This is a genomic window from Paraburkholderia phytofirmans (assembly GCF_046028095.1).
Classification (GTDB): Bacteria; Pseudomonadota; Gammaproteobacteria; order Burkholderiales; family Burkholderiaceae; genus Paraburkholderia; species Paraburkholderia phytofirmans_A.
In genome coordinates this window covers 1-16,245 of sequence record NZ_JAQQDJ010000001.1, presented here as the reverse complement: position 1 = coordinate 16,245, position 16,245 = coordinate 1, and the positions used below count along the sequence as shown (strand labels likewise).

Genomic DNA, 16,245 nt, shown 5'->3' with positions numbered 1-16,245 from the left:
AATCGGAGCGGCGCCTCGTCGACGCGCGCGCGACGAATCTGCGAAAAGGCCATGGATGTCGTGTCCGTGGCTTTTTTATTGACACACGCTGTCGTTGCACCAGCGTCACGCGTCACGTTTCACAGCGCAGCAAGTAAAAAAGGCGACTGTCCGCGAGGACAGCCGCCTTTCTGTTTTCAGGCCGGCGAGCCGGTCAAGCCATTCCGATCACGCCGCGTGTTGCGTCTTGCCGGCCTCAGGCGAGCGCCACCGCGCAAGCAACTCGTTCCATTTGACGCGCACGCCCTTCAGGTTGTTTTCCTTCACGTGACCATAGCCGCGAATGCCGTCCGGCAGATTCGCCAGTTCGACGGCCAACTCACGCTTCTGCGTAGTCAGGCCGGCGATCAGTTCACGCACCAGCGCTTCATACTCGCCGATCAACGCACGTTCGGTGCGACGCTCTTCCGTCTTGCCGAACACATCGAGCGCTGTGCCGCGGAGGAACTTGAAGCGTGCCAGCACGTGCATCGCGCTGAAAACCCAAGGACCGTACTTCTTCTTCACCAGATGACCCTTGGCATCTTTCTTCGAGAACGTCGGCGGCGCGAGGTGAATGTGCAGCTTCCAGTCGCCTTCGAAATTCGCCTTCAGCTTTTCGATGAACGCCGGATCGCTGTACAGACGCGCGACTTCGTACTCGTCCTTGTAGGCCATCAGCTTGTGCAGGTTCTTCGCGACCGCTTCGGTCAACGGCAACTGGCCGTCGATCGAATCGAGCGCCGACTCCGCTGCACGCACTTGCGACACCAGCGCGCGATAACGGTCGGCATACGCGCTGTTCTGCCACGCGGTCAGATACTCGGCGCGTTTGTCGATCAGCGTGTCGAGCGCCTTCGGCGTGTGCAGCGAGATGATCTTGCTGCTCGTAGTTTCCGCAGCCGCACCCCGTCCTTGCGATTGCGCGAGCTTGCGAACGCCGGCCAGATCGTGCGCGGCACGGCGGCCCCACTCGAATGCCGCACGGTTTTTCTCGACCTGCACGTTGTTCAACTCGATGGCGCGCATCAGCGACTGATACGTGAGCGGCACCCAGCCGCGTTGCCATGCATAGCCGAGCACGAACGGGTTCGTATAGATCGCGTCGCCGAGCAGCGCGACCGCGAAGTGATTCGCGTCGACCGTATCGACACCGTCGTCGCCGGCGGCGGCGCGCACGTCGGCTTCCGTGCTGCTGCCCGGGAAGCGCCAGTTCGGGTTCTTGATGAGTTCGGCGGTCGGCGTATGCGCGCTGTTCAACACCACGCGCGTGCGGCCCGCCTGCATACGCGACACGCATTCGTCGCTGGCCGTGACGATCGCGTCGCAGCCGATCACGAGACTCGCTTCGCCCATGGCGATACGGGTCGCGTGGATGTCGGCCGGATTCTTCGCGATCTGCACGTGGCTCATCACGGCGCCGCCTTTCTGTGCAAGGCCGGTGACGTCGAGCACGGTAACGCCCTTGTTCTCCAGATGCGCGGCCATGCCGAGCAGCGCGCCGATCGTCACGACACCCGTGCCGCCGACGCCTGTTACCAGCACGCCGTACGGCCGCTCCATGGAAGGCAAGTCGGGTTCCGGCACCGGCGGCATCGCGTCGCCGGCAAGACCGGAAGCGGCCTTCGGCTTGCGCAACTGACCGCCTTCAACCGAGACGAAGCTCGGGCAGAAACCGTTCACGCACGAGAAGTCCTTGTTGCAGGTGGACTGATTGATCTGGCGTTTCGTGCCGTACTCGGTGTCGAGCGGCTCGACCGACAGGCAGTTCGACTTCACCGAGCAATCGCCGCAGCCTTCGCACACCGCCTCGTTGATCACGACGCGGCGTGCCGGGTCCGGATACGTGCCGCGTTTCCTGCGGCGGCGTTTCTCCGTCGCGCAAGTCTGGTCGTAAATCAGGATCGTCGTGCCGGACACTTCGCGCAGTTGGCGTTGCACCTCGTCGAGCTTGTCGCGATGGTGAATGTCGATGCCCGGCGCGAGGCCGACGTTCGCCGAGTACTTCTCCGGCTCGTCGGTGACGATCACGATTTTCGTCGCGCCTTCGGCAGCGAGTTGATGCGTGATCTGCGGCACGGTCAGCACGCCGTCGACCGGCTGGCCGCCAGTCATGGCGACCGCGTCGTTATAGAGAATCTTGTAAGTGATGTTGGCCTTCGACGCGATCGCCGCGCGAATCGCCAGCAGCCCTGAGTGGAAGTAGGTGCCGTCGCCGAGATTGGCGAACACGTGCTTGTCGTTGCTGAACGGCGCCTGGCCGATCCACGCGACGCCTTCGCCGCCCATCTGGCTGAAGGTGCTGGTGCTGCGGTCCATCCACACTGTCATGTAATGGCAGCCGATGCCGGCCATGGCGCGTGAGCCTTCCGGCACGTTGGTCGACGTGTTGTGCGGACAGCCCGAGCAGAACCACGGCTTGCGTTCGGCTTCGACGCGCGGCCGTGCCAGCGCCTTTTCCTTCGCTTCGATCACGGCGATACGCGTGGCAATGCGGGCGCGGACATCGGACGGCAAGTCGAACTTGTCGAGCCGCGTGGCGATCGCCTTGGCGATGATCGCCGGTGAAAGTTCGTAGTGCGCCGGCAGCAGCCAGTTGCCCATCGGCACCGACCATTCGCCGCCCGCGCCGTCTTTCTCGTCGAACTTGCCGAACACACGCGGACGTTGCGCGTCGGGCCAGTTGTACAGTTCTTCCTTGATCGCGTATTCGAGAATCTGGCGCTTTTCCTCGACCACCAGAATTTCGTCGAGGCCGCGCGCGAAGGCCTGCGCGCCTTGCGCTTCGAGCGGCCACACGCAGCCGACCTTGTACAGACGGATGCCGATGCGCGAACAGGTTTCGTCATCGAGACCGAGGTCGGTCAGCGCTTGACGCACGTCGAGATACGCCTTGCCGCCGGTCATGATGCCGAAGCGTGCATGCGGCGAATCGATTTCGACGCGGTCGAGCTTGTTGGCGCGCACGTAGGCGAGCGCCGCGTACCATTTGTAGTCCAGCAGACGCGCTTCCTGCACCAGCGGCGGATCTGGCCAGCGAATATTCAGGCCGCCCTCGGGCATCGCGAAGTCTTCCGGCAGGATGATCTTCGTGCGATGCGGATCGATGTCGACCGATGCCGACGACTCGACCACATCGGTCACGCATTTCATCGCGACCCACAGGCCGGAATAGCGGCTCATCGCCCAGCCGTGCAGACCGAAGTCGAGATATTCCTGCACGTTCGACGGGAACAGAACCGGCAGGCCGCACGCCTTGAAAATGTGCTCGGACTGGTGCGCGAGGGTGGACGATTTCGCGGCGTGGTCGTCGCCGGCAAGGACGAGAACGCCGCCGTTGCGCGCCGAACCAGCCGAGTTGCCGTGCTTGAAGACGTCGCCGGAACGGTCGACGCCTGGGCCTTTGCCGTACCACATCGAGAACACGCCGTCGTATTTGGCGCTCGGGTACAGGTTGACTTGCTGCGAACCCCAGACGGCGGTAGCCGCGAGGTCTTCGTTGACGCCTGGCTGGAAAACGACCTGATGCGCGGCGAGATGCTGTTTCGCCTTCCACAAGGATTGGTCGAGTCCGCCGAGTGGCGATCCACGGTAACCGGAGATAAAGCCGGCGGTGTTGAGCCCGGCGGCCCGGTCGCGTTCCTGCTGCAGCATCGGCAGACGCACCAGCGCCTGGATGCCGCTCATGTACGCGCGGCCGCGTTCGAGGGTGTATTTGTCGTCGAGCGTGACGGAAGATAGCGCGGCTTCGAGCGAGGCTCGCTGACCTGCGTCTAGCGGGGCGTTCATTATGTGTACTCCTCCAACCAGTTTGGGATCACCAAAACTTTTTTGGGCCGCGGCATCTTGTGAATGCGTAGGGCCGGGGCCGTCATATTGACGTGTTTTAAGTGATGGTAGCACTGGTGGAAACCCGCCGCAGCTTAGGAAGAACGAGGCTTCCGCTTTTGTCGCGAATCTCGGCGTGCATGCTCGCTTCTCGCCGCGCACTGCTCTGGCGACCGCCTGTAACAAGCTGTAAAAACTACAAATCTGCGGAACCGCGCTCGAAATGTCTGTCTAACCCCCACCTGTGAGCAATGTCCGCGCAACGCTCCGCATTCGGCGGAGCTTCACGACAACAGGGCAGTTAGAAAAGGAGTACGCATGAACACTAGAAACATCCAGACCTTCCTGATGGTTTCGGCAGCATTTTTCGCCATGAGCGCACCGGTGCGCTCGAATTCGGGCAGTGCAGGGGCACTGTCGAACGCGGTAACCCGTACGGCGCAGGTCGCGCCCGCACGCATTGCCATGAACCGCGTCACGCGATCCGTTAAGTCCGGCGAGGAAGACCAGAATTCGTGATGCGCCGTGCATGCGGTGTGTCGGTTGAATAACCAGCCGTTGTCCGACCAAGGTTTTGCTTGAGACAACGGCGCCAATGAAAAAGGGCGAGGATCGCGAGATCTTCGCCCTTTTTTATTTGGGTCTACGCATCCGCTCTCGTGAAGCGGCGCAGGCCGTCAGGCTTTGTCTTGCACCACACCACGGCGAATCTGATCCAGTTCGATCGATTCGAACAGTGCCTTGAAGTTGCCCTCGCCGAAGCCCTGATTGCCCTTGCGCTGAATGATCTCGAAGAAAATCGGGCCGATCTGGTTTTCGGTGAAAATCTGCAGTAGCAAATCTTCGGGCGCGCCATCGATCAGAATCTTGCGTTTGCGCAGTTCGTCGAGCGGCTCGCCGTGATTCTGCACGCGGCGATCAACCAGCTCGTAATACGTGTCGATCGTGTCGAGCAGCGAGATATTCGATGCGCGCAAGCCGTCCACCGTGCGGTAGATGTCGTTGCTGCCGAGGGCAATGTGCTGAATGCCTTCGCCGTGATACGCGTCGAGATATTCCTGAATCTGGCCGGCGGTTTCCGAACCTTCTTCATTGATCGGGATGCGGATCTTGCCGCACGGCGAGGTCATCGCCTTTGACTTCACGCCCGTCACCTTGCCTTCGATGTCGAAATAACGCACTTCGCGGAAGTTGAACAGACGTTCGTAGAACTCCGCCCATTCCTGCATCCGGCCGCGATGCACGTTGTGCGTCAGGTGGTCGATGTAGGTCAGGCCGTGTCCGACCGGGTTCGGATTCGCGCCCGCAATGGGTTCGAAGTCGACATCGTAAATGTCGATGTTGCCGATGCTGTTCGGCTCGGCGCCGTTCTTGCCGCGCCAACGGTCGACGAAATAAATCAGCGAGTCGCCAATGCCCTTGATCGCCGGAATGTTCAATTCCATCGGGCCGGTTTTGTTGTCGAAGCCCCAAGCGCCTTTTTCCAGCGCTTCCTTGTACGCCTTAGCGGCGTCCTGAACGCGGAAAGCGATCGCGCAGATCGAAGGGCCGTGCAAACGCGTGAAGCGTTGCGCGAACGAATCCGGCTCGCCGTTGACGATGAAGTTGATTTCCCCTTGGCGGTACAGCGTCACGTCCTTATGACGATGCCGGGCGACGGCGGTGAAGCCCATCTGTTCGAACAGCTTGCCGAGCGCCTTCGGATCCGGCGCGGTGTATTCGATGAACTCGAAGCCGTCGGTGCCGAGCGGATTTTCCCAAGTTGTAACCTGCATTGTCTGTCTCCTGATGGGCGCGAGCCGGATGGGCGATTGCGCGACTGAATGACGCCAGTGTAAAGGCCTGTCTGCGGCGAAAACTTGCGAACTTAAGCGCGCGTCGATACGCTGACGCTAGTTTCTAGCTCAACATTTCGAATGGACGGCAGAAAATGGCCAATATAGAGATAGACGCCATCGACAGGCGGATTCTGGCGATTCTTCAGGAGAACGGCCGGCTGTCGAATCAGGAGATCGCCGAGCGCATCAATCTTTCGCCGAGTCCGTGTCTTCGGCGTATCCGTCGGCTGGAGGAGAGCGGGGTGATCCGCGGCTATGTGGCGCTGCTCGATGCGCAACAGCTCGGGCTCGATTTGCTTGCCTATGTGAATGTGCGACTCGAAAAGCGCGGCGGTCCGGCGCTCAGTTCGCGCGGCGACGCCACGCATGCAGATCTGTTTCGCGCGGCGGTGCAAACGTGGCCGGAAGTGGTGGCATGCCATGCAATGACCGGCGACATGGATTATTTGCTGCGCGTGCAGGTGAAAGACATGGCGCACTTTTCACGCTTCGTGCAGGACCAGTTGCTACATCATCCGTCGGTAATCGACGTGAAATCGAGCTTCTCGCTGGAAAAGTTTAAGGAGACGACCGCACTGCCGATCTTGTGAGGCGAGCGTGGCAGGCGAGGCGAAAGGCAAACAAAAAGGGCAGCCACACGGCTGCCCTTTGTTCTTGCTGAAGCTCAGCGCTCTTAGGCTGCGACAGCCGTCGGCAGGAACGACTCGAACAGCTTCGACGCCTGACGCGCTTGCCGCTTGAGCGCATAGTCGAACACCGCGGCCTGTTCCTGCAGCATTTCCGTGATGATGCTCGATTGATCCGCCGGCGGCAGCGTGAGGTAAGCGTCTGCCTCGCCGTACGCGTATTCGATCTTCATGCCGGCTTTCTTCGCGATGTGCATCATGGTCGAATTGCGCGACAGGCAGTGCATATACAGCATGGTGACGTGCGTATTGCGGCTGCGAATGGCGGCACGCTCGAACAGCTTCGAGCCGATGCCCTGGCCGCGGACGCTTTCCAGCACGGACACGCCGAACTCGGCCGTGCGCTTGTCGCCTTCGGCCGGCAGGTAAGCCAGGTGGCCAACGCCGGTCAACTGCAATTGATCGTTGAAGACGCCGAAGACGGTGTCGCGCTTGAAGTCGATCGCGCGAACATAGTTTTCGATGACGTGGTCTGGCACGATCTGGCCAAAGCGCAGGAGTCGGTCGTCTTGGTCGAGAGAGAGGAAGTGGGTGAGCAGGCGTTCGCGGTCGACTGCGGTGAGTTCGCGGACCAGAGCAGGCGCACGACCGGCTGGCTGCATCAAACGATCGTGCGCGACGATCGGCTCAGCGGCGCGGGGTGTAGTCAAGTTCATGGTCGGGTTCTCCTTTTGGTCGAGCAGCGTGGTGCACCGCAAAAGCAATTTTAGCGGAGATCGACACCGCGTACTAGGGAAAACCCGTACCAATATTTGAGGGGAGTGCCTAAAAAGTTTGCGCCCTATTTTATGCGATTGATTTTAAATAATAAATAAATGAGACGAGCGTTCGTGACACGATGTCGCACATCAGTCACTTTCAGCCATTATTTCGTATGAATATTGTTGCGATGCGGAATCAGGCCGGGTTTGAACCCAATCCGTGGTCCACCATGCCGACCACTTGTTCGGCAAATTCACGGTAACCCATCCGGCCGTCCGGCTTCAGCCAGGTGAAGGTCCAGTTGATCATGCCGAACACCATCATGGTGAGCGCGGTCTGGTTGTCGCGCGTGGCGCGCTCCGGATAGGCGCGCGCCAATTGCCGCGCAAAAGCCGCCACCACGTCACGCTGACGGTTCAGGATCACTTCGCGCTGAGTATCGACCAGATACTTCACGTCGTTCAACAGCGCGACGTGCCGGCTATGCGATGTCTCATACTCCGACAGAAACGCCCGGATCAGCTCGGCGAAGGTTTCCCGCTCCGACAAGCCGCGCCGCTGACTCGCGCCTTCCACCTCCGCGATGATCAGCATCAGCCGCTTGGTGTAACGGTCCAGCAGATCGAACAGGATCGCTTCCTTGCTCGCGTAGTAGTGGTAGAGGCGCGCTTTCGAGGTGCCGCTCGCGGCGGCGAGGTCGGCCATCGAGGTGCTGGGATAGCTGGTCTGGGCGAACTTCGCCGCGGCGAGTTCGAGAATCTGTTCGCGCTGGGTTTCGTGGTCGGGCGCTCGGGTGCGGGCCATAGTCGTCTGTTCTATTAATGTGGACAGGGGGCGAACGCCGCGCACAATTCGAGCGTGCGCCAGGCGCTCGCGTCGCCGCGCAGCTTGATGCGCCGGGTTGCGGCCAGTTCGCGGAAGCGCCACAGCACAACGGTGTCGCTGACCAGGAACCCGAGCTCGGCGGTCATTAATTCAGCGGCAACGCGCGCGGCGGGCTGCCAGTCTTCAGTCACGTGCTCGAGAATCAGCGCGTCCAGTTCCGCGAAGCTGCCGCTCGTAAAAGTATTGTCTCGCCAGCGCCGCGTTTCGCCGTTCGCGTGTTTGACTTCCTGCCATTCGAGCGCGAGCCGGCTGATGCGCAGCACGGAAATCGGCGCGGCGTCCGGCAGCCGCGATTGCAGAACGGCCGGCGCGAACATGCCGACCGAGGTCGCGCGGTCTTTGCGGCTGTGTGCCCACGCGCCCGGATCGGTGAGATCGCGAATCGACAGACGCACTTCGTTCAGACGCTGGGGGTTGTTGCGCAGGTGGTAGCAGACGCGGCGCAGCATCAATTGATCCGATGCGCTTTCGCCGTGCCAGACCACCAGATTTGCTTCGCCGCGCGCGATATTCTCCAGCGCCGCGGCCTGCTCGCGGAATTCCCGCAGGAAATCGCGCTTCGTGTCGGCGCTCACGCGATCCCAGAAGTCCGCGCGCACGTCGGGCGCGTCGTCGACGCCGCGCAGCGGGCCGACCGCGAGATCGTCGCGCAGTGCGTGCACGCGCTCGTCGCGGCCTGCATCGCGCAATGCGGTGCGCAGTGACTCGGCGGCGACGTCGCCGTTGGTGAGGTGGATCGTGCTCATCGGCAGTGGCGTAGGGCGGTTGACAACATTAGGGGCCGCTCACCGACCGGAACAGGTGTCCGGCCGCGAGCGGCCCCTAGTGTAAGCGGATCGCGGACCTGCTGAAAGCGCGACGGGCGTCTTGCGGGGCCTCCTGCCGCACGCGCCTCAACGTTCGTCGTAGCTCACCACCACGCGGTCGCTGATCGGATGGCATTGGCACGTCAGCACGAAACCGTCGCGGATTTCGTGTTCTTCGAGCGTGTAGTTTTTTTCCATCTTCACTTCGCCTTCCAGCACCTTCGCGCGGCAGGTGCAGCAGACGCCGCCCTTGCACGCATAAGGCAGCGCGAGACCGGCGCGCAGGCCGACGTCGAGCACGCTCACGCCCTGATACGGCAGGCGCAGCTTGCGGCGTTTGCCGTCGAGGACGATTTCGAGGTCGGCAGCCGGCGTATCTTCGGTGATTTCGACCGGCGGCACGCCCGCTTGCGGCAGCGGCGAACCGAAACGCTCCACGTGCACCTTTTCCGATGGCACGCCGGCGGCTTTCAGCGCGGCTTCGGCGGCGTCCATCATCGGACCGGGGCCGCAGATGAAGGCTTCGTCGATCGCGTCGGCCGGCAACAGATTCTCGATGAAGGCCGCGCACTTATCCTGATCGAGCACGCCGTTGAACAACTCGACGTCCTGCAGATCGTCGGACAGCACGTGATAGAGCACGAAGCGGTTCATGAAGCGGTTCTTCAGATCCTCGAGCTCTTCCGCGAACATGATCTGATCGACGCTACGGTTGCCGTACACGAGCGTGAAGGTGCTGCGCGGTTCGACTTCGAGCGTCGTCTTGATGATGGCCAGCACCGGCGTGATGCCCGAGCCTCCCGAGAACGCCAGATATTGCTGACCCTGATCGGCGTTCAGATGGGTGAAGAAGCGCCCGTCCGGCGTCATTACGTCGATCGTGTGGCCGGGCTGCAGCGTGTCGAAGGCAAAGTTCGAGAAACGGCCGCCGCGTACGCGCTTGATGCCGATGCGCAGTTCGCCGTCGCGGTCGTAATCGGTGACGCCGACGCAGATCGAATACGAACGGCGCGTTTCCTCACCGTCGATATGCGTCTTCAGCGTGACGAACTGGCCTTGCGTGAACCGGTAGTGGTCGCGCAGATCGGCGGGGACTTCAAAGGCGACCGAAACCGAATCGGCGGTTTCAGGCCGCACTTCGCGGATACGCAGCGGGTGAAATTGCGGAGTGGCCATATCAGTATGGTTTGAAGTAGTCGAAGGGCTCGCGGCAGTCGAGGCAGCGGTACAAGGCTTTGCAGGCGGTCGAGCCGAATTGCGCGAGACGCTCGGTGTGCGCCGAGCCGCAACGCGGGCAGGACGGCGCGGGCAGCGCGCGTGGCACGAAGCGCATCACTTTTTCCTGCACGGGCGCGGGCGAACCGCAATTGCCCGTGGGCGGCGCGATGCCGTAGGCGCGCAGCTTTTCGCGCGCGTCGGCGGTCATCCAGTCGGTCGTCCAGGCCGGCGCGAGCACCGTGGCGATCCGATAGGGCTTGAGTTCCGCCGCGTCGAGCGCATGCGAGACGTCCTCGGCAATCTGCGACATGGCCGGGCAACCGGAGTAGGTCGGCGTGATCACGACTTCGAGCGTGCCGTCGGCGCCGCGCCGCACATCGCGCAAAATGCCGAGCTCGCGAATCGACACCACCGGAATCTCCGGATCGGGCACCGTTTCGAGCACGGCCCATGCGTGTGCGAGGGTGGCGTCGGTCGTTTCGGTCGTGCGGAGGGCTGTCGAAGTCGTCATCGTCGGATTACCAGGTGGCGCCGGGATGCTGGCGCGCAAGACTCTGCATTTCGGCCAGCACGAAGCCCATGTGCTCGGAGTGCTCGCCGTGCTTGCCAGTCGTGATGTGCTTGACCGGTTCGGGCAGCGTCAAGCTGGCTTCGGCGAGCGTCGCGCGCACGTCGTCGAGCCACGCTGTTTCGAGGTCCGACGTCAACGGGCCGATGCCGGCTGCCGCAATGCCTTCCTCGACAGCGTCCGTGCTGAAGAACTCCCGCGTGTACGGCACGAGATAGTCCAGCGCGGCTTGCGCGCGGCGGTGCGATTCCTCGGTGCCGTCGCCGAAACGGATCAGCCACTCGCGTGCGTGATGCACGTGGTAACTGGTTTCCTTGATCGACTTGGACGCGATCGCAGCCAATTGCTCGTCGGTAGACGCCGTGAGGGCAGTCCACAGATGCGCCATCAGCGTCGAATAAAGGAAATTGCGGACGATCGTGACCGCGTAATCCTTCTCGGTTTTCGCGGTGGCCGACAGCGGGCCGACATGCGGCAATTCGGCGAGCGTGTAGTTGGCGAACTCGCGTTCGGCGCGAAAGTACGCGTAATCGTCTTCCGTGCGGTTTTTGCCGGTGAGTTGCTGTTCGAGCGAGGCAGCGTGCGTGTACAGCAGGCGCGCCTGGCCGATCAGGTCGAGACTCATGTTCGACAGCGCGATATCCTCTTCGAGGATCGGGCCGTGGCCGCACCATTCGGTATTGCGCTGACCGAGAATCAGCGCGGTATCCGCGAGGCGCAGCACATACTGGAGATGTTGGGGCGTAATGGTCATGGCCGCGCTTACATGTGGTTGACTTCGTCGGGGAGCGTGTAGAACGTCGGGTGGCGGTAGATCTTGTCGCCAGCCGGTTCGAACAGCTCCGCCTTGTCTTCCGGCGCGGACGCCGTAATCGCCGACGACGGCACCACCCAGATGCTCACGCCTTCCTGGCGGCGCGTGTAGACGTCGCGCGCCATGCGCAGCGCCATCGGCGCGTCGGCGGCGTGCAGGCTGCCGCAGTGTTTGTGGTCGAGTCCCTGCTTGCTACGCACGAAGACTTCCCAAATCGGCCATTCCTTGTTCATTGCAGATCTCCTGATTCTTTGTCCGGCATACCGCGCGGGTTAGGCGGCGTGCTGTTGTGCGCGCTGGCGCTGTTTTTCAGCGTGGGCGAGGGCGGCTTCGCGGACCCAGGCGCCGTCGTCGTGCGCTTTGACGCGGGTGGCGAGACGCTCGCGGTTGCACGGGCCATCGCCATTCACCACGCGCCAGAACTCTTCCCAGTCGATGTCGCCGTAGTCGTGATGGCCGCGCGCTTCGTTCCATTTCAGGTCCGGGTCGGGCAGCGTGACGCCGAGCACCTTGGCCTGGTCGACGGTGGCGTCGACGAATTTCTGGCGCAGGTCGTCGTTCGAAATACGCTTGATGCCCCATTTCGACGACTGGTTGCTGTGAATCGAATCCTTGTCGCTCGGGCCGAACATCATCAGCACCGGCCACCACCAGCGATTCACCGCCTGCTGGACCAGTTCACGCTGTGCTTCGGTGCCGGCCATCATCGACATGAGTGCATCGAAGCCCTGGCGTTGATGGAACGACTCTTCCTTGCAGATGCGGATCATGGCGCGTGCGTACGGGCCGTACGTGCAGCGGCACAGCGGAATCTGGTTCATGATCGCCGCGCCGTCCACCAGCCAGCCGATCACGCCGACGTCCGCCCAGGTGGGCGTCGGGTAATTGAAGATGCTCGAATATTTGGCTTTGCCCGAGTGCAGCGCGGCGATCAGCTGATCGCGCGACACGCCGAGCGTTTCCGCCGCGCTATATAGATAGAGGCCGTGGCCGGCTTCGTCCTGCACTTTGGCGAGCAGAATCGCCTTGCGCTTCAGGCTGGGCGCGCGCGTGATCCAGTTACCCTCCGGCAGCATGCCGACGATTTCCGAATGCGCGTGCTGCGAGATTTGCCGGACCAGCGTCTTGCGGTAGGCCTCCGGCATCCAGTCCTGAGCTTCGATCTTGCCGTCGGCGGCCATGACCGCGTCGAACTGCACCTGCACGGACGAGTCTGCGCCTGCATCGAGCGGAGCGACATTGCCGGGAATATCCAGGGATTGCGTGTACATGGGGACGCTCTCTGCGGAAGTTGTCTGTGTGTGCACAGTATAAACCAACCGACCGGTCGGTTAATAAATTTTTTGAGATGAGCCGGTCGGGCCGATAGGGGGGTGGGCTGTCTCCTTGGCAAGCGTTTCGTCCGGCCGCCGCCCGGTCTCCACACTAAACCTATAAAATTGCGAATTGGCCGCGATTTGCGGCCTTCCTGCATCCCCCGGTACTCATGTTACGTCTAAGCGAAATCAAACTCCCGCTCGATCATCCCGAGAGCGCCCTCGAAGCCGCTGTGCGCGCGCGCCTCGCGGAACTCGGGGTGGCCGCGGACGGGCTCATCCGATACACCGTGTTTCGCCGCGCGCACGATGCGCGCAAGCGCGCCGACATCAAGCTCACGTACATCGTCGATGTCGAAGTCACGGATGAAGCGGCGGCGCTCAAGCGGCTCGCCGACGTGCCTCATTGCGGCGTGACGCCCGACATGACCTACCGGTTTGTCACCAAAGCGCCGGCGCAGATGACCGCGCTGCGCCCCGTCGTGATCGGCATGGGACCGTGCGGCCTGTTCGCCGGGTTGATCCTGGCGCAGATGGGTTTCCGGCCGATCATCCTCGAGCGCGGCAAGGCCGTGCGCGAACGCACCAAGGACACCTTTGGCCTGTGGCGCAAGTCGGTGCTCAATCCCGAGTCGAATGTGCAGTTCGGCGAAGGCGGCGCGGGCACCTTCTCCGACGGCAAGCTGTACAGCCAGATCAAGGATCCGAAGCACTACGGCCGCAAGGTGCTCGAAGAATTCGTGCGAGCCGGCGCCCCGGAAGACATCCTGTTTCTGAGCCGGCCCCATATCGGCACGTTCCGTCTGGTGAGCATGGTCGAAAAAATGCGCGCGACCATTCACGAGTTGGGCGGCGAGGTGCGTTTCGAAACCCGCGTCGAGGATATCGAGATCGATCAGGGCAAGGTGCGCGGGCTGAAGCTGTCGACCGGCGAAACGCTGCGCTGCGACCACGTGGTGCTGGCGGTCGGCCATAGCGCGCGCGATACCTTCCAGATGTTGAACGACCGCGGCGTCTATATTGAAGCGAAGCCGTTTTCACTCGGTTTCCGGATCGAGCATCCGCAGGGTTTGATCGATCGCAGCCGGTTCGGCAAGTTTGCCGGTCATAAACAGCTTGGTGCCGCCGACTATAAGGTGGTGCATCACTGCAGCAACGGCCGCGCCGTCTACAGTTTCTGCATGTGCCCGGGCGGCACTGTGGTGGCGGCGACCTCCGAGCCGGGCCGCGTCGTGACCAACGGCATGAGCCAGTATTCGCGGGCCGAGCGAAATGCCAATGCCGGGATCGTGGTCGGCATCACGCCGGACGACTACCCGGGCGGGCCGCTCGCCGGCATTGCTTTCCAGCGTAAATGGGAAGAGCGGGCTTTCGAGCTCGGCGGCGGTAACTATATGGCGCCGGGCCAGCTTGTCGGCGACTTTATCGCCGGGCGGCCGTCCACGTCGCTGGGTTCGGTGGTGCCGTCGTACAAACCGGGCGTGCATCCAACTGATCTCAGCACGGCGCTTCCCGACTACGTGATCGAGGCCATTCGCGAAGCCTTGCCGCAGATGGACAAGAAGATCGCCGGGTTCGCGATGCACGATGCCGTGCTGACGGGCGTTGAGACGAGAACGTCGTCGCCGATTCGCGTGCGTCGGCGGGACGACTATCAGAGCATGAATGTCGAAGGCCTGTATCCGGCCGGCGAAGGCGCTGGCTACGCTGGCGGGATCTACTCGGCGGCCATCGACGGGATCGAGGTTGCCGAAGCGCTCGCGTTGAACATGGCAGCGGCGCAGGCGGCCTGAGTTGGCCGCGCGTAAATGCCTTCGCGGAGACCCGCGACGGCTGGACCGATCGGGCACAATGCACGTTTCGCCTCCAACCGACCACCCGAATGACCATTCGCACCTTGGCTGCCGCATGCGGCGCGGCGCTGCTTGCCCAATTTGCCGCTTCCCCGACCGTTTTCGCAGCTGACACCCCGGCGCATTGGGTCACCGCATGGGCGACCGCGCTGCAACCCATCCCTCAAAGGGCGGACTTGCCGCCGCTCTACCGCGCACCGGAAGTTGCCGGGCGCACAGTGCGCCAGATCGTCTATCCGACGTTGTCCGGAAAATCGGCGCGGGTCCACCTTAGCAACCGGTACGGCAAAACTCCGCTCGTTATCGAAGATCTGCGCATCGCACGCTCGGCGGGCGGCGCCGCGGCGGCTGGTAACGGCGAGACGCGCGTGACGTTCGGCGGCAACGGCGCGGTCTCGATTCCGCCGGGTGGTGAGTTGGACAGCGACCCGGTCGCTATCGATATCGCCGAAAGCGCGCCTTATGCTGTCAGCGCATTTATGGGGCCCGAGCAGCGGATCGTGGCGTGGCATCGAGTGTCGAACCAGGTGAATTACGTTTCTGCGCCGGGCAATCACGCGGCGGACGCTTCCGCGGAAGCGTTTCGCAGCCGGTTTACACAATATGTGTGGATGACCGGATTGTCGGTGGACGCGGCGCCTGCATCCGCCGCCGTCGCCGCGATCGGTGACTCGATCACCGACGGCATGCGCTCCAGCCTGAATCAGAATCGCCGCTGGCCGGACGCGTTGGCGCGCCGGTTTGCCGCTAGCGGCGACCGGTCGACCGCAATCGTCAATCTCGGGATCAGCGGCAACCGTTTGCTGAGCGACTCTCCTTGCTACGGCGACGCGCTCGCGACGCGCTTCGAGCATGACGTGCTCGCGCGCCCGGGCGTCAAGACAGCGATTCTGCTGATCGGCATCAACGACATCAACTTCGCGGCAATGCCGCCGCACAAGGGTCTTGATTGCGACTTTCCGCACACCTCGGTGACGGCCGCGGATCTGATTGCCGGCTACCAGCGGTTGATCGCCACGGCCCGGCATGCCGGTGTGAATGTGTTCGGTGCGACGCTGACGCCGGCGTCGCTACCGCCGCAGCGAGAAAGCATTCGGCTCGCCGTCAACCAGTGGATTCGGACCAGTCATGCCTTCGACGGCGTCGTGGACTTCGACGCCGCGCTGCGTGACCCGGCGCAAGTGGATCGCCTGCAACGCAACTTCGATAGTGGCGATCACATCCATCCAAGCGACGCCGGCTACGCAGCAATGGCGGACGCGGTCCCGATGGACGCGGTAGTGAAATCGACCCGCAAGTGAGCCGCCAAAAAAAGATTTCGGTCAAACCCTTGTCATATGGCTGACGTTCACCTAAGATTCGCCTCCTCGTTGCAGAACGAGAGCCGCGGCAGAAACCAGCGGCCGTAGCGTCAACAAGGTTTTAAGCGAAAGCGCAAAAATGTTGTTGACGAAACGAAAAAGAGCCTTCATAATCTCGTTTCTCTGCTGCTGATGCAGCGACGCAGAACGAAGCGGTACCGGGTGGTTGTGATGTTGATGGTTGATATCAGCAGCGTGCGGTGCCGGTTTGGTAGTGAGTGCGTAATCGATCTTTAAAAATTAACAGCCGATAAGTGTGGGCGCTTGATGCGCGACGCGCCGGTGGGTTCTTCGGGATCTGCCGGGAAGCGAAAGTATCAAGTCTCACACAGTAATGAAAGGAAGGTTTTTC

Annotated in this window: 14 protein-coding genes; 4 read left to right on the top strand and 10 right to left on the bottom strand. The window is 62.3% G+C overall.

All coding sequences use genetic code 11. The annotated features are described in order from the left end of the window. Positions 1–207 precede the first annotated feature (207 nt). Entirely contained in the window at positions 208–3,807 is a 3,600-nt protein-coding gene (locus PQR54_RS00070) for an indolepyruvate ferredoxin oxidoreductase family protein (RefSeq protein ID WP_408243563.1), read from the bottom strand. Positions 3,808–4,164: 357 nt separating this feature from the next. Between PQR54_RS00070 and PQR54_RS00065 the strand changes: the two genes are divergently transcribed. Then, positions 4,165–4,365 (top strand): hypothetical protein, encoded by a 201-nt coding sequence (locus PQR54_RS00065; RefSeq protein WP_408243562.1) that lies wholly within the window; start codon positions 4,165–4,167, stop codon positions 4,363–4,365. Positions 4,366–4,523: 158 nt separating this feature from the next. Here the strand turns inward: PQR54_RS00065 and hppD are convergent, their stop codons facing one another. Further along, the gene (gene hppD, locus PQR54_RS00060) at positions 4,524–5,621 is read right to left on the bottom strand and encodes a 4-hydroxyphenylpyruvate dioxygenase (RefSeq protein ID WP_408243561.1); all 1,098 of its coding nucleotides are present in this window, start codon (positions 5,619–5,621) and stop codon (positions 4,524–4,526) included. 155 nt (positions 5,622–5,776) lie between these two features. Between hppD and PQR54_RS00055 the strand changes: the two genes are divergently transcribed. Continuing rightward, positions 5,777–6,274 (top strand): Lrp/AsnC family transcriptional regulator, encoded by a 498-nt coding sequence (locus PQR54_RS00055; protein WP_116143819.1) that lies wholly within the window; start codon positions 5,777–5,779, stop codon positions 6,272–6,274. 83 nt (positions 6,275–6,357) lie between these two features. Here the strand turns inward: PQR54_RS00055 and PQR54_RS00050 are convergent, their stop codons facing one another. The 8 genes from PQR54_RS00050 to paaA all read right to left on the bottom strand — a co-directional run bounded on the left by PQR54_RS00050 (position 6,358) and on the right by paaA (position 12,634). Further along, a complete protein-coding gene (locus PQR54_RS00050) occupies positions 6,358–7,026 on the bottom strand; it encodes a GNAT family N-acetyltransferase (protein ID WP_408243560.1) in 669 nt (222 codons plus the stop codon). A gap of 241 nt (positions 7,027–7,267) precedes the next feature. Then, positions 7,268–7,876: a TetR/AcrR family transcriptional regulator gene (locus PQR54_RS00045; protein ID WP_134457631.1), complete on the bottom strand. Its 609-nt coding sequence runs from the start codon at positions 7,874–7,876 to the stop codon at positions 7,268–7,270. Between the two features lie 14 nt (positions 7,877–7,890). Next, positions 7,891–8,703, bottom strand: a complete 813-nt coding sequence (locus tag PQR54_RS00040; protein WP_408243559.1) for a DUF1835 domain-containing protein — start codon at positions 8,701–8,703, stop codon at positions 7,891–7,893. A 147-nt stretch (positions 8,704–8,850) separates the two neighbouring features. Continuing rightward, positions 8,851–9,939: a 1,2-phenylacetyl-CoA epoxidase subunit PaaE gene (paaE, locus tag PQR54_RS00035; RefSeq protein ID WP_408243558.1), complete on the bottom strand. Its 1,089-nt coding sequence runs from the start codon at positions 9,937–9,939 to the stop codon at positions 8,851–8,853. A gap of 1 nt (position 9,940) precedes the next feature. Further along, positions 9,941–10,492 carry a 1,2-phenylacetyl-CoA epoxidase subunit PaaD gene (gene paaD, locus PQR54_RS00030; RefSeq protein WP_408243557.1) on the bottom strand — a complete coding sequence of 184 codons (552 nt, stop codon included), beginning with the start codon at positions 10,490–10,492 and terminating at the stop codon, positions 9,941–9,943. Positions 10,493–10,499: 7 nt separating this feature from the next. Further along, positions 10,500–11,303 carry a 1,2-phenylacetyl-CoA epoxidase subunit PaaC gene (gene paaC / locus PQR54_RS00025; protein ID WP_408243556.1) on the bottom strand — a complete coding sequence of 268 codons (804 nt, stop codon included), beginning with the start codon at positions 11,301–11,303 and terminating at the stop codon, positions 10,500–10,502. 8 nt (positions 11,304–11,311) lie between these two features. Next, on the bottom strand, positions 11,312–11,596 hold the full coding sequence (gene paaB / locus PQR54_RS00020) for a 1,2-phenylacetyl-CoA epoxidase subunit PaaB (RefSeq protein WP_007179854.1): 285 nt from the start codon (positions 11,594–11,596) through the stop codon (positions 11,312–11,314). 39 nt (positions 11,597–11,635) lie between these two features. Then, positions 11,636–12,634, bottom strand: coding sequence for a 1,2-phenylacetyl-CoA epoxidase subunit PaaA (paaA, locus tag PQR54_RS00015; protein WP_408243555.1), 999 nt, complete (start codon positions 12,632–12,634; stop codon positions 11,636–11,638). Between the two features lie 215 nt (positions 12,635–12,849). Here paaA and PQR54_RS00010 point away from each other — a divergent pair, with 215 nt between their 5' ends. Together PQR54_RS00010 and PQR54_RS00005 are read left to right on the top strand one after the other, a co-directional pair. Further along, positions 12,850–14,472, top strand: a complete 1,623-nt coding sequence (locus PQR54_RS00010) for an NAD(P)/FAD-dependent oxidoreductase (RefSeq protein WP_408243554.1) — start codon at positions 12,850–12,852, stop codon at positions 14,470–14,472. Positions 14,473–14,561: 89 nt separating this feature from the next. Next, positions 14,562–15,833 (top strand): SGNH/GDSL hydrolase family protein, encoded by a 1,272-nt coding sequence (locus PQR54_RS00005; protein ID WP_408243553.1) that lies wholly within the window; start codon positions 14,562–14,564, stop codon positions 15,831–15,833. Positions 15,834–16,245: the final 412 nt, after the last annotated feature.

Excerpts from the sequence above, each read along its gene's own strand:
- PQR54_RS00070 (WP_408243563.1), bottom strand. The coding sequence starts at position 3,807 with ATGAACGCCCCGCTAGACGCAGGTCAGCGAGCCTCGCTCGAAGCCGCG.
- paaA (WP_408243555.1), bottom strand. The coding sequence starts at position 12,634 with ATGTACACGCAATCCCTGGATATTCCCGGCAATGTCGCTCCGCTCGAT.
- PQR54_RS00065 (WP_408243562.1), top strand. The coding sequence starts at position 4,165 with ATGAACACTAGAAACATCCAGACCTTCCTGATGGTTTCGGCAGCATTT.
- paaB (WP_007179854.1), bottom strand. The coding sequence starts at position 11,596 with ATGAACAAGGAATGGCCGATTTGGGAAGTCTTCGTGCGTAGCAAGCAG.
- PQR54_RS00040 (WP_408243559.1), bottom strand. The coding sequence starts at position 8,703 with ATGAGCACGATCCACCTCACCAACGGCGACGTCGCCGCCGAGTCACTG.
- paaD (WP_408243557.1), bottom strand. The coding sequence starts at position 10,492 with ATGACGACTTCGACAGCCCTCCGCACGACCGAAACGACCGACGCCACC.
- hppD (WP_408243561.1), bottom strand. The coding sequence starts at position 5,621 with ATGCAGGTTACAACTTGGGAAAATCCGCTCGGCACCGACGGCTTCGAG.
- PQR54_RS00010 (WP_408243554.1), top strand. The coding sequence starts at position 12,850 with ATGTTACGTCTAAGCGAAATCAAACTCCCGCTCGATCATCCCGAGAGC.
- paaC (WP_408243556.1), bottom strand. The coding sequence starts at position 11,303 with ATGACCATTACGCCCCAACATCTCCAGTATGTGCTGCGCCTCGCGGAT.
- PQR54_RS00055 (WP_116143819.1), top strand. The coding sequence starts at position 5,777 with ATGGCCAATATAGAGATAGACGCCATCGACAGGCGGATTCTGGCGATT.
- PQR54_RS00045 (WP_134457631.1), bottom strand. The coding sequence starts at position 7,876 with ATGGCCCGCACCCGAGCGCCCGACCACGAAACCCAGCGCGAACAGATT.
- PQR54_RS00005 (WP_408243553.1), top strand. The coding sequence starts at position 14,562 with ATGACCATTCGCACCTTGGCTGCCGCATGCGGCGCGGCGCTGCTTGCC.
- paaE (WP_408243558.1), bottom strand. The coding sequence starts at position 9,939 with ATGGCCACTCCGCAATTTCACCCGCTGCGTATCCGCGAAGTGCGGCCT.
- PQR54_RS00050 (WP_408243560.1), bottom strand. The coding sequence starts at position 7,026 with ATGAACTTGACTACACCCCGCGCCGCTGAGCCGATCGTCGCGCACGAT.